Origin of the sequence: Leclercia sp. EC_58 (genome assembly GCF_019584355.1) — a bacterium.
Classification (GTDB): domain Bacteria; phylum Pseudomonadota; class Gammaproteobacteria; order Enterobacterales; family Enterobacteriaceae; genus Enterobacter.
Genome location: NZ_VDAM01000001.1, coordinates 3,568,888 through 3,580,208, shown reverse-complemented (window position 1 = coordinate 3,580,208; position 11,321 = coordinate 3,568,888). Strand labels below are relative to the sequence as shown.

General features: G+C 57.5%; 10 protein-coding genes and 1 pseudogene. 8 read left to right on the top strand and 3 right to left on the bottom strand.

Annotated features, from left to right (window positions below; translation table 11 throughout):
• The 6 genes and pseudogenes from FHC51_RS17530 to FHC51_RS17505 form a co-directional block, all read left to right on the top strand.
• On the top strand, positions 1-195 hold a 195-nt coding region (locus FHC51_RS17530), incomplete at its 5' end, for an IS1 family transposase (protein WP_216085491.1).
• 16 nt (positions 196-211) lie between these two features.
• Positions 212-907: pseudogene (opgC, locus tag FHC51_RS17525) on the top strand (OpgC domain-containing protein); the annotation flags it as partial.
• Between the two features lie 10 nt (positions 908-917).
• Positions 918-1,817 carry a hypothetical protein gene (locus tag FHC51_RS17520; protein WP_220436217.1) on the top strand — a complete coding sequence of 300 codons (900 nt, stop codon included), beginning with the start codon at positions 918-920 and terminating at the stop codon, positions 1,815-1,817.
• 69 nt (positions 1,818-1,886) lie between these two features.
• On the top strand, positions 1,887-3,032 hold the full coding sequence (locus tag FHC51_RS17515) for a PP2C family protein-serine/threonine phosphatase (protein ID WP_233210560.1): 1,146 nt from the start codon (positions 1,887-1,889) through the stop codon (positions 3,030-3,032).
• Positions 3,029-3,367, top strand: coding sequence for an STAS domain-containing protein (locus tag FHC51_RS17510; protein ID WP_220436216.1), 339 nt, complete (start codon positions 3,029-3,031; stop codon positions 3,365-3,367). Before FHC51_RS17515 ends, FHC51_RS17510 begins: the two co-directional genes overlap by 4 nt.
• Before the next feature lies 1 nt (position 3,368).
• Positions 3,369-3,788, top strand: a complete 420-nt coding sequence (locus FHC51_RS17505; protein ID WP_220436215.1) for an ATP-binding protein — start codon at positions 3,369-3,371, stop codon at positions 3,786-3,788.
• Positions 3,789-3,834: 46 nt separating this feature from the next.
• Here FHC51_RS17505 and FHC51_RS17500 read toward each other — a convergent pair whose 3' ends face one another.
• On the bottom strand, positions 3,835-4,389 hold the full coding sequence (locus FHC51_RS17500; protein WP_220436214.1) for an N-acetyltransferase: 555 nt from the start codon (positions 4,387-4,389) through the stop codon (positions 3,835-3,837).
• Complete coding sequence (locus FHC51_RS17495) at positions 4,386-4,949, bottom strand: helix-turn-helix transcriptional regulator (protein ID WP_114386782.1); 564 nt, start codon at positions 4,947-4,949, stop codon at positions 4,386-4,388. The genes FHC51_RS17500 and FHC51_RS17495 overlap by 4 nt, the downstream gene beginning before the upstream one ends.
• A gap of 240 nt (positions 4,950-5,189) precedes the next feature.
• Here FHC51_RS17495 and FHC51_RS17490 point away from each other — a divergent pair, with 240 nt between their 5' ends.
• Positions 5,190-6,443: an MFS transporter gene (locus tag FHC51_RS17490; RefSeq protein ID WP_220436213.1), complete on the top strand. Its 1,254-nt coding sequence runs from the start codon at positions 5,190-5,192 to the stop codon at positions 6,441-6,443.
• A 56-nt stretch (positions 6,444-6,499) separates the two neighbouring features.
• On the opposite strand, the gene azoR is transcribed toward FHC51_RS17490, so the two are convergent.
• Entirely contained in the window at positions 6,500-7,105 is a 606-nt protein-coding gene (azoR, locus tag FHC51_RS17485) for an FMN-dependent NADH-azoreductase (RefSeq protein ID WP_220436212.1), read from the bottom strand.
• 202 nt (positions 7,106-7,307) lie between these two features.
• On the opposite strand from azoR, the gene hrpA reads away from it, so the two are divergent.
• The gene (hrpA, locus tag FHC51_RS17480; RefSeq protein WP_220436211.1) at positions 7,308-11,210 is read left to right on the top strand and encodes an ATP-dependent RNA helicase HrpA; all 3,903 of its coding nucleotides are present in this window, start codon (positions 7,308-7,310) and stop codon (positions 11,208-11,210) included.
• Positions 11,211-11,321 lie beyond the last annotated feature (111 nt).

Below are 11,321 nucleotides of genomic sequence, written 5' to 3'. Positions count from 1 at the left end.
CCGCTGTACGAATCACGCCTGAAGGGAAAGCTGCACGTTATCAGCAAGCGTTACACTCAGCGCATTGAGCGACATAACCTGAATCTGAGACAACATCTGGCAAGGCTGGGACGGATGTCACTGTCGTTCTCAAAATCGGTGGAGCTGCATGACAAGGTCATCGGGCATTATCTGAACATAAAACACTATCAGTAAGTTGGAGTCATTACCCTATATCTTTCTCCTGCTGTTAAGCCCTCTGTTTTTAGGCATGTTGCAAAGGGATAAAGTGTACTGGCTGCTGGGCCTTTCGCTGCTGGTTTACTGCTGCTGGCAGCGCTGGCCGGTACGGGTAACCCCGTCGCAGTTTGAGTTCGCCTTTCCGCTGCTGGCGTGGCAGTTTATTTTTGTGCTGGGAATGAGTTGCGGCTGGTATAAAGAGGAGCTGCTCTCTTTCGCTCGCACTCCCGCTGGCAAAGTGGTGGTCGCGGCGCTGGTGGTGATTGCACTGGCCCTCGGTTTTGTCGCCCAGAATCATACCAACCCCTTTATGCCGCCCGCGCTCCTGATGCATACCATCCCTGCGGCGGACTTCAACGCGTTTTACCATACCTGGGCGGCAAAAAACGGGCTGGGCCCGGTGAGGGTGCTGAACGATATCTGCCTGATGGTGACGGTCTATCTGCTTCTGACCTGGTGCTGGCAACCCCTTTACCGGCTGGCAGGCTTGTTTCTTATCCCGCTCGGCCAGCGCTCGCTTTATACCTTTATTTTGCACGTCTACGTCGTGCTCGCGGTAAGCCAGTTTGTGACCTTCGATCTGTGGCGTCAGGACTGGATAGTAAACACCTTTGTACATGCAGCGGCGCTTGGTGTGCTGTGGCTACTGGCGAAATATAACGTCGCCGCACGCTGGATACCTAACTAAGGAAGGGGAGATGCGGGAGAGATATTTGCTGGCCTGCGCACTCTTGTGCATTGCCACCGGCGCAGAGGCGGCGCCGAAGGAGGATGCCGGGACACTGCGCGACAAGAACGGCGAGCCGGTGCAGGCAGGGGTATTTACCAGCCGCTGGGGACGGCTTTTCTCAGGCAATGAGGATGTTTTTTCCGGCGCGCTGAGCTTTAGCTCGGGCCTGAAAGAGCAGTGGATGACTATCCCCAACAGCTCAGACAGCGCGGAGCAGAAGCGAAAATATAACCAGACGCTGAACCTGAGTCTGCAATATTCCCCTTACAGCTACTGGTTTGCCAACGTCACGTCGCGTCTACCGGTCACCGACACCAGCCGCTATACCGCTGACTTTCGCTACAGCTTCGGCTACGACGACTGGCACGCCAATACCCTTAGCCTGGTGTACAGCAATTACGGGGATAACCGCTTCTGGACCTCGGGCAGTGGTCGTCACACTTACTTCGAGCAGGGGGCAGTAACCCTGGCCTACAAATTCTCGCTGCCGAAACCGGTGGAGAATACGCTGTTGATCAACAAAGGCGACGCCATTATCTGCCAGGTGGGCTACAGCTGGGTACCGCGCTACTACGATCTGGAGAGCAACGACATCCGCAAAAACAAAAACGTGATGCTGGGTGGGTGCGGTTACACCTTCAAACAACATTTCTTTGTGCGCGCCACGGCGTTCTGGTTCCCGGACAGCAGCCAGCAACAGCCCTGGAACGGCGATTACAGCTACAGCTTCGGCTATGCAGGCTATACGCCAGGCTCATTCTCCGTTCAGTATGCCAACTATTCCGGCACCCGTTATCCCGGCCACCAGAGCGGCAACGGTAAGTTTCGTGAAGGAACGGTTAGCCTTATCTGGTTCTTACCGCTTTAGGGGGCGAGAGTGGCGCAGCATGTACTGATTGTGGAAGATTCGCTGGTCTATCGTCGGCTGCTGAGTCGGATGCTGGCGCAGTGGGGCTATAAGGTCAGCGAGGCGGAAAACGGCCTCGCCGCGCTGCAGATCCTCGAAAGCCAGCCGGTCAGTCTGGTCATCAGCGACTGGGAAATGCCGGAAATGGATGGCCTGACGCTGTGCCGGGAGATCCGCAGCCGCCAGATCGGTCACTATATCTATGTCATTCTCCTTACCGGCCGTGAAAATCCAGACGATCTGACGCTGGGGTTTGACGCTGGCGCGGATGACTTTCTCAGCAAGCCTGTCGAGCAGAGCGAACTGCGGGCGCGGCTGCATGCGGGGGCGCGTATTCTCTCCCTGGAGGCGACCCTCGCCGCCCGCAACGCCCGCCTTAGTGAGGCTCTGCGCCAGATTGAACAAGATCTCGAGGTGGCGGCACGTATCCAACAGTCGGTGCTGCCCGCGCACCAGCAGCGCTACCGGGACTACTTTTCCGACTGGCTCTTTCTGCCCTCGGCCTGGGTTTCCGGGGATATCTTTAACGTCTTCCCGCTGGATAACCATCTGGGCTTTTACTGCGTGGACGTCTCCGGCCACGGCGTGGGGGCGGCAATGATGTCCCTCGCGGTGGCCCGCCAGTTTTTGCACGGCAGGGCGGTAGAGCGCTTTCTCTTTACCGACGACGACGAGGTGGCGTCGCCCGCCGAGGTGGTGCGCATCCTCAACGGCCGTTTTTGCAGCGATGAGGTAGAGATAGTCAGCTATTTCACTATGATTTACGGCGTCATTGATCTTGATACCGGCGAGGGGAAACTGTGCCAGGCCGGTCACCCGACCCCCTTTATCGTCAGCCCGGACGGAGAGGTCAGAGCCGTCGGCAGCGGCGGAGCGCCGGTAGGATTGATGCCGGATCTCAGCTGGACGGATGTTGACTTCACGCTGGCGGCAGGCGAGCGGCTCTGCCTGTTCAGCGACGGCATTACCGAATGTGAAAACCTCACCGGGGAACAGTTTGGCCCGCAGCGGCTGCAGGAGGCGCTGCGGCACGGGGCCACCCTCGGGCTGAACGATCTCCTGGCGCAGTTTGCCCGGCACCTTATTCACTGGCGTAGCGGGGAAAACCAGGAGCAATCATCGATGGCCGATGATGTTTCACTCTTAGTGATTGAGCGTAAAGGAGAAGAGCAATGAATATTGATACACAGCGGCAGCCCAATGTGAACATTATGACCCCGGCGGTGCGCCGGCTGGATGCCTCGGTGGCGGCGGCGTTTAAGGAGGCGATTACCCGCGAGATCGGTGAAGATCGCAAAGCCCTGATCGTCGACTTCAGCAAAATCGATTTTATCGACAGTAGCGGTCTGGGGACCCTGGTCTCCCTGCTGAAAATGATGAACGGTAAAGGCGATATGGTGCTCTGCGCGCTGAACCCCGGCATCCGCAACATGTTTACCCTGACCCGGATGGATCGCATTTTCCGCATCTGCCCGGACCGCGCCGCGGCGCTGGCGCAGCTGAATCAATGATATGGTCGTGGCTCACGAGATTGCGCTTCCGGCCGCGTTAAGTTCGCTCTCGCCGCTGGCGGAGTGGCTGACGCAACAGATGGCCTCGCTGCCCGTGGACGAAACCTGGCGCTTTGCGCTGGATCTCGCCGCCTGCGAGACGGCGACCAATATCATCCGCTATGCGCTGCACGAAGATCAACGCCAGCTTTTTAACGTGACGTTTATCGCCGCCGACGCTGGCGTGACCCTGCGCTTTACCGATGCAGGGACGCCTTTTCCCGCTGAACGCCTGGCCGAGGCGCGTAATGAGGCGTTTGGTGACGACACGCTGCTCGCAGAAAGTGGCCGGGGGCTCAGGCTGATCCTGCTGTCGGTAGACAGTTTTGACCTCGAACGCCGGGACGGAAAGAATATTGCGGTGCTGGAAAAAGGGTGGTGAGGGCTGAAAAGCAAAAACCTCCCACCGGGCGGTGAGAGGGGCAAACTTACGCGATCACCCGGCTGGCGATAGCGGCTTTGGCATTTTCGTTAACTTTGTACATGTATGTGGTCGAATCCAGGGTGTTTTCAACCGACTGCGCATAAAACGGAATCGACCCCGCGGTCTGCCAGCCAAGCGAGCGGTAGAGATCGCTGGCCACGTCGCCACTGCGTGTATCCAGCACCAGCAAAACGAGCCCCTTTTCCCAGGCCAACTGTTCTGCCTGCATCATCAGCGCTCGTGCAATTCCCTGGCGACGTGATTGTGGGTGAACCAGCAGCTTGGTCATTTCTGCCCGGTGGCGGCCATTAGGCGTGGCGCAATAGTTAACCATGACGGTACCGGCTGCCGTGCCGTTATCCAGGGCGATGAAAAGATCGCAATCGCGGCGCGCAAGGCTATCTATTTTTTCCTGCCAGAAACGATCGATGGCAGGACGGCCGGTGGGATCGATAAAACCGACACTCGCGCCATCTTTTACGCACGCCTGCAAAACATCACCTAATTCTGAGAAGCGTTGACGTGCCTCGTCAGCAGTAAGACATTTATATTCAATCATGATTTACATACCACCAGAATATAGTGGGCGCCAAGATTTTCATGTGCCCTGAATGATGAGGTTCCCGATAAATGAAAACGTAAACTATCACCTTTTTTCAGATGCCAGGTTTCCGCATTCATGGTAATAATCAACTCCCCTGCATGTAACCAGATATATTGCTCCAGCCCCTGAACTGGTGGCTGAAGATATTCAATAAAAGCACCCGGACGTAATTTCCCGTCAATCATTTCGCAGCGGAAAGCGTTAGACGGCGGTATTAACAGACGCCGCTCAAACCCGCTGTGCTCATCATGCCACAGGCTCTGCTCCCCGGCCCGGAACAGGTTATCAGCGACCTGCTCAACCTCGCTGATCAGCCGGGACATGGTCATGCCGTATACGCTGCAGAGCTGGTTGAGCACTTCCGCGGTGGGGCTGACTTCACCCCGTTCAATGCGTGACAGTGAGGCTCTGCTTATTCCCGACGCCGCGGAGAGATCCTCCAGCGAACGGTTATGCTGCAGGCGTAGCGCGGCCAGACGTGCCGCCAGCTTTTCCCTGTAGTCCTGATTGTTCATACCCGCTTCCCGTATGTGAGACAAAATTCTCTAATGAGAGATAATACTGCACGCTGAACGCGAGTCAAGCACCGCTGAAAAAAATCCCGCAAAAGAAAAATTCACAATTTCAAGATAAAAAAACCTATTAAAATTTTGTTAAATTTTTTATTGCACCTGCGGGTAATTAAATTTATTACTAGTTAGCCAGGTATATTTCGTGGCCAACAGAACAATTAAAAATAACCAACAGGACAACCTATGACAACCAAACCTGCCGCTGAAATCTGCGCGGCACCGGGGCTTTTTCAGACGCTAAAAACATTTCCTGCAACAGTACACGCACTGCTCTTTTTTACCTTCGTCATACGGTTTAGCTATTTTATGGCATGGCCCTTTATCGCCGTGATCATGACCCAGAATTACCATATGTCTCCCATCGCCATTGGCGTGGCGATGACCAGCAGCGCCCTGATCTCCGTGGTGCTCGGCATGTACGGCGGGCAGATTTCGGACCGCATGGGGCGGCGGGTGATCCTTCTGTTGGGGTGCGGGTTTTCCGCCGTGGGCTATATCACGCTGGCGCAGGCGAGCGGGATGGGGCTGTTTATCACCGGCCTGATGATCATCGGGGTCTGTTTTGCCTGGGTCGATCCCCCGGTGCGCGCGCTGATGAGCGATCTGCTGGGTGACCGCCGTCGCCGGGCGCTGGCCCTGCAAATGCGCTACTACCTGATCAACGTCGCGGCAGTGTTTGGCCCGCTGGTGGGGCTGGTCTTTGGCCTGACATCCCAGAAGGGGACATTTCTGATCACGGGCTTAACCTATCTGCCATTTTTCGTCTATGTACTGCTGTTTATCCCGGCAGGGAAGCTGGTGGGCGAGCCGCAGTCCGGCAGCGCGCCGGCCATCAGGCTGCATCAGATGATGGGGATTATCGCCAAAGACCGAATCTATGTTGCGGCGCTGCTGTGTAGCATCTTGTGCAGTATCGTTTTTATCCATTATGAAGCCGTCCTGCCGCAGTATCTGATGCTACTTGATGGCAACGGGGCGGTGAAGCTCATCACCCTGATTCTGGTTACCAATGCCTGCACCGTGCTGGTGTTTCAGAGCCTGATTGTGCGGTTTATGGCGCAGATTAACCTGCCGAAACGGATACTTCTGGGCGGCGCCATTTTCGCCTTATCGCAGCTCTGCTTTTTTGCCACCCGTTCAACGGAGGTGTGGATCTGGCTGACCTTTACCGCCGTCTTCAGTATGGGGGAGGCGATTCTGATGCCAAACCTGAATATTTTGCTCGATCAGCTGGCGCCGGCGGAGCACCGGGGTGCCTATCTTGGGGCTTCAACGTTATCGACGCTGGGGGTTGCGGTCGGGCCGTTAATCGGCGGGGTGATGCTCGCCATGACCGGGGCGGGGGTATTTATCTGCACGGCCTTGCTCAGCCTGCTGCTGTGCGCGATTATTTATCTTAGCAGAGCACGGATGCTGGCACGTTTGCAGGAGACATAAAAGCGCCGGGGAGTGATGCGTGCACCACTCCCCGGCGAGATTTTCAGCGTTGGATCTTACGCCGCGACCAGGCTGTCGATAGCCGCTTTCGCATCGTTCTGCGCTTTGGTCGCTACTTCCGGACCGTAAGCGATACCTTCTGCAAAGACGAAGTTCACGTCGGTGATGCCGATGAAGCCCAGGAACAGGGTCAGGTACGGCGCCACCAGGTCAGTTGGGGTATCTTTGTGAATACCGCCACGGCTTGAAAGCACAATCGCACGTTTACCGGTGACCAGACCTTCAGGTCCTTTCTCGGTGTAGCGGAAGGTGACGCCCGCACGCGCTACCAGGTCGAAGTAGTTCTTCAGCTGGGTCGGGATGTTGAAGTTATACATCGGCGCGTTAATCACGATCACGTCGTGGGCTTTCAGCTCGGCAATCAGCTCATCGGAGAGCGCCAGCGCTTCCTGCTGACGTGGCGTCAGCGGCGCATCGCTCGGACGCAGGGCACCCACCAGCTCACCATCCAGTACCGGAACAGGCTGAGCGGCCAGATCGCGGACGGTAATTTCATCACCGCTGTGCTGTTCACGCCACTGTTCAACGAAATAATCAGACAGCTGACCAGACTGAGAGTACCCTGCCAGAATACTGGATTTAAGAACTAATACTTTGCTCATGGGTGATTCCTTTGTTGTATTTGATGAGGGGGTTGCCCCGTTGCTTGCTGACACTCTATTCACAATCCTGTCGCAGGGATAGCGCAATATATCGAAGTCTATGTTCGAATTTTTTGAATAAGGCGCAAAAACCCGCGATGTGGTACTCTATAGCAATCATTACAAAGAGATTTTATCCGGCAGTGCACTGCCCGTTAACGCTATGACAGAACAACAGAAATTAACCTTCCCGATGCTTATGCAACAGCTGGATCCGCTGATGTTGCGTGACAAACAGCGCTTTGCCCGCCGCCTGCATGGGGTAAAGAAGGTTAAAAATCCTGATGCACAACAGGCCATTTTCCAGGAGATGGCGAAAGAGATTGAACAGGCGGCGGGTAAGGTTGTGCTGCGTGAAGCCGCGCGCCCGGCCATTACCTATCCGGAAAACCTGCCCGTCAGCCAGAAAAAACAGGCGATCCTCGAAGCCGTGCGCGATCACCAGGTGGTGATTGTGGCGGGTGAGACCGGCTCAGGCAAAACCACCCAGCTGCCAAAAATTTGTATGGAGCTGGGGCGCGGGATCAAGGGCCTGATCGGCCACACCCAGCCGCGGCGTCTGGCGGCGCGAACGGTGGCGAACCGTATTGCCGAAGAGCTGCAAACCGAGCCGGGCGGCTGTATCGGCTATAAGGTGCGCTTCAGCGATCACGTCAGCGACAACACCATGGTCAAGCTGATGACCGACGGCATTCTGCTGGCGGAGATCCAGCAGGACCGACTGCTGATGCAGTATGACACCATCATCATCGATGAAGCGCACGAGCGCAGCCTGAACATCGACTTCCTGCTGGGCTACCTGCGGGAGCTGCTGCCGCGTCGCCCGGATCTGAAAGTCATCATCACCTCGGCGACCATCGACCCGGAACGTTTTTCGCGTCATTTCAACAATGCGCCGATTATCGAAGTCTCGGGGCGCACCTATCCGGTTGAGGTCCGCTATCGTCCGATGGTGGAAGACGCCGACGACACCGAGCGCGATCAGCTCCAGGCCATTTTCGATGCGGTGGATGAGCTGGGGAATGAAAGCCCGGGCGATATCCTGATCTTTATGAGCGGCGAGCGCGAAATCCGCGACACCGCCGACGCGCTGAGCAAGCGCGACCTGCGCCATACCGAGATCCTGCCGCTGTATGCACGTCTCTCCAACAGCGAGCAGAACCGCGTCTTCCAGGCCCACAGTGGTCGCCGGATCGTGCTGGCGACCAACGTGGCGGAAACGTCCCTTACCGTGCCGGGCATTAAATATGTTATCGACCCCGGCACGGCGCGCATCAGCCGCTACAGCTACCGCACCAAGGTGCAGCGACTGCCGATCGAGCCGATTTCTCAGGCCTCCGCCAACCAGCGTAAGGGCCGCTGCGGACGTGTCTCGGAAGGGATCTGTATCCGCCTCTATTCGGAAGACGATTTCCTGTCGCGCCCGGAGTTTACCGACCCGGAAATTCTGCGTACCAACCTGGCGTCGGTTATTCTGCAAATGACTGCCCTCGGGCTGGGCGATATCGCCGCCTTCCCGTTTGTGGAAGCGCCGGACAAGCGCAACATCCAGGACGGCGTGCGCCTGCTGGAGGAGCTGGGGGCGATCACCACCGACGAGCAGGCCACGGTCTACAAGCTGACCCCCATGGGGCGCCAGCTCAGCCAGCTGCCGGTTGACCCGCGCCTGGCGCGGATGGTGCTGGAGGCGCAAAAACATGGCTGCGTGCGTGAGGCGATGATTATCACTTCGGCGCTCTCCATCCAGGATCCGCGCGAGCGCCCGATGGACAAACAGCAGGCCTCCGACGAGAAGCACCGCCGTTTCCACGATAAAGAGTCTGACTTCCTTGCCTTTGTGAACCTGTGGAACTACATCGGCGAGCAGCAGAAAGCGCTTTCCTCAAACCAGTTCCGCCGCCAGTGCCGGGTCGATTTCCTTAACTACCTGCGGGTGCGCGAGTGGCAGGATATCTACACCCAGCTGCGCCAGGTGGTGAAAGAGCTGGGCATTCCGGTCAACAGCGAACCGGCGGAGTACCGCGAAATTCACATCGCGCTGCTGACCGGTCTGCTGTCGCATATCGGTATGAAAGATGCCGATAAGCAGGAGTTTACCGGGGCGCGTAACGCCCGCTTCGCCATCTTCCCCGGCTCTGGCCTGTTCAAAAAACCGCCGAAGTGGACGATGGTCGCCGAGCTGGTGGAGACCAGCCGTCTGTGGGGCCGCATTGCCGCGCGTATCGATCCTGAGTGGGTCGAACCGGTGGCGCAGCACCTGCTGAAGCGCTCATACAGTGAACCGCACTGGGAGCGGGCGCAGGGGGCGGTGATGGCGACTGAGAAGGTCACCGTCTACGGCCTGCCGGTGGTGGCGGCGCGTAAGGTCAACTACAGCCAGATCGACCCTGCGCTAAGCCGCGAACTGTTTATCCGCCACGCGCTGGTGGAGGGCGACTGGCAGACGCGCCACGCCTTCTTCCGGGAAAACCTTAAACTGCGCAGCGAAGTGGAAGAGCTTGAACACAAAACCCGTCGCCGCGACATCCTTGTGGATGACGAGACGCTGTTCGAGTTTTACGACCAGCGCATCAGCCACGACGTGATTTCTGCCCGCCACTTTGACAGCTGGTGGAAAAAGGTCAGCCGCGAGACCCCGGACTTGCTCAACTTTGAAAAGAGCATGTTGATCAAAGAGGGAGCGGAGCAGGTCAGCAAGCTCGACTACCCGAACTTCTGGCATCAGGGCAACCTCAAGCTACGCCTGAGCTACCAGTTTGAACCGGGCACCGATGCCGACGGCGTGACCGTGCATATCCCGCTGCCGCTGCTCAACCAGGTGGAAGAGAGCGGGTTTGAGTGGCAGATCCCCGGCCTGCGCCGCGAGCTGGTTATCGCCCTGATTAAATCGCTGCCGAAGCCGGTGCGCCGCAATTTTGTGCCTGCGCCGAACTACGCCGAGGCGTTTTTAGGCCGCGCCACGCCGCTGGAGCTGCCGCTGCTGGATTCGCTGGAGCGCGAGCTGCGCCGCATGACGGGCGTCACCATCGACCGGGAAGACTGGCACTGGGATCAGGTGCCCGATCACCTGAAAATCAGCTTCCGGGTAGTGGATGATAAAAATAGAAAGCTGCAGGAAGGCCGCTCCCTGACCGAGCTGAAAGAGGCCTTAAAAGGCAAGGTGCAGGAGACCCTTTCTGCCGTGGCCGACGACGGTATCGAACAGAGCGGACTGCATATCTGGAGCTTTGGTCAGCTACCGGAAAGCTACGAGCAGAAGCGCGGCAACTACAAGGTCAAAGCCTGGCCCGCGCTGGTGGACGAACGCGACAGCGTGGCGATCAAGCTGTTCGATAATCCGCAGGAGCAGCAGCAGGCGATGTGGCGCGGGTTGCGCCGCCTGTTGCTGTTGAACATCCCGTCGCCGATCAAATATCTGCACGAGAAGCTGCCGAACAAGGCCAAACTGGGGCTCTACTTTAACCCGTACGGCAAGGTGCTGGATCTGATCGATGACTGCATCTCCTGCGGCGTGGACCAGTTGATCAACGCCGCGGGTGGCCCGGTGTGGACCGAAGAGGGGTTTGCGCAACTGCACGAAAAAGTGCGCGCTGAACTCAACGAGACGGTGGTCAACATTGCGAAGCAGGTCGAGCAGATCCTGACCGCGGTGTTCAATATCAACAAGCGCCTGAAAGGGCGGGTGGATATGACCATGGCGCTGGGGCTCTCGGACGTGAAAGCGCAGATGGCGGGGCTGGTCTATCGCGGGTTTGTGACCGGCAACGGGTACAAGCGTTTAGGCGATACGCTGCGCTATTTGCAGGCGATTGAAAAACGTCTGGAGAAGATGGCGATCGATCCGCACCGCGACCGGGCGCAGATGTTGAAGGTGGAAGCGGTGCAGCAGCGCTGGCAGCAGTGGCTGCACAAGCTGCCACCGGCCCGCCGCGATGATGAAGATGTACAGGAGATCCGCTGGATGATTGAAGAGCTGCGCGTCAGCTTCTTTGCCCAGCAGCTGGGGACGCCATACCCCATCTCCGATAAGCGTATCTTGCAGGCGATGGAGCAGATCTCGGCTTAAAATCGCCGGGCGGCGCTGGCGCTTGCCCGGCCTACAATATTGCATGGAAGCAATGGAGTCGTTTCGGTTAATAAAAGGCTAACAGCGGCTCCCTGGTCCGGCTGAAAATCG

Bases quoted from the DNA above. Each gene is read 5' to 3' on its own strand.
- FHC51_RS17520 (WP_220436217.1), top strand. From the start codon at position 918: ATGCGGGAGAGATATTTGCTGGCCTGCGCACTCTTGTGCATTGCCACC.
- FHC51_RS17515 (WP_233210560.1), top strand. From the start codon at position 1,887: ATGCTGGCGCAGTGGGGCTATAAGGTCAGCGAGGCGGAAAACGGCCTC.
- FHC51_RS17510 (WP_220436216.1), top strand. From the start codon at position 3,029: ATGAATATTGATACACAGCGGCAGCCCAATGTGAACATTATGACCCCG.
- FHC51_RS17505 (WP_220436215.1), top strand. From the start codon at position 3,369: ATGGTCGTGGCTCACGAGATTGCGCTTCCGGCCGCGTTAAGTTCGCTC.
- FHC51_RS17500 (WP_220436214.1), bottom strand. From the start codon at position 4,389: ATGATTGAATATAAATGTCTTACTGCTGACGAGGCACGTCAACGCTTC.
- FHC51_RS17495 (WP_114386782.1), bottom strand. From the start codon at position 4,949: ATGAACAATCAGGACTACAGGGAAAAGCTGGCGGCACGTCTGGCCGCG.
- FHC51_RS17490 (WP_220436213.1), top strand. From the start codon at position 5,190: ATGACAACCAAACCTGCCGCTGAAATCTGCGCGGCACCGGGGCTTTTT.
- azoR (WP_220436212.1), bottom strand. From the start codon at position 7,105: ATGAGCAAAGTATTAGTTCTTAAATCCAGTATTCTGGCAGGGTACTCT.
- hrpA (WP_220436211.1), top strand. From the start codon at position 7,308: ATGACAGAACAACAGAAATTAACCTTCCCGATGCTTATGCAACAGCTG.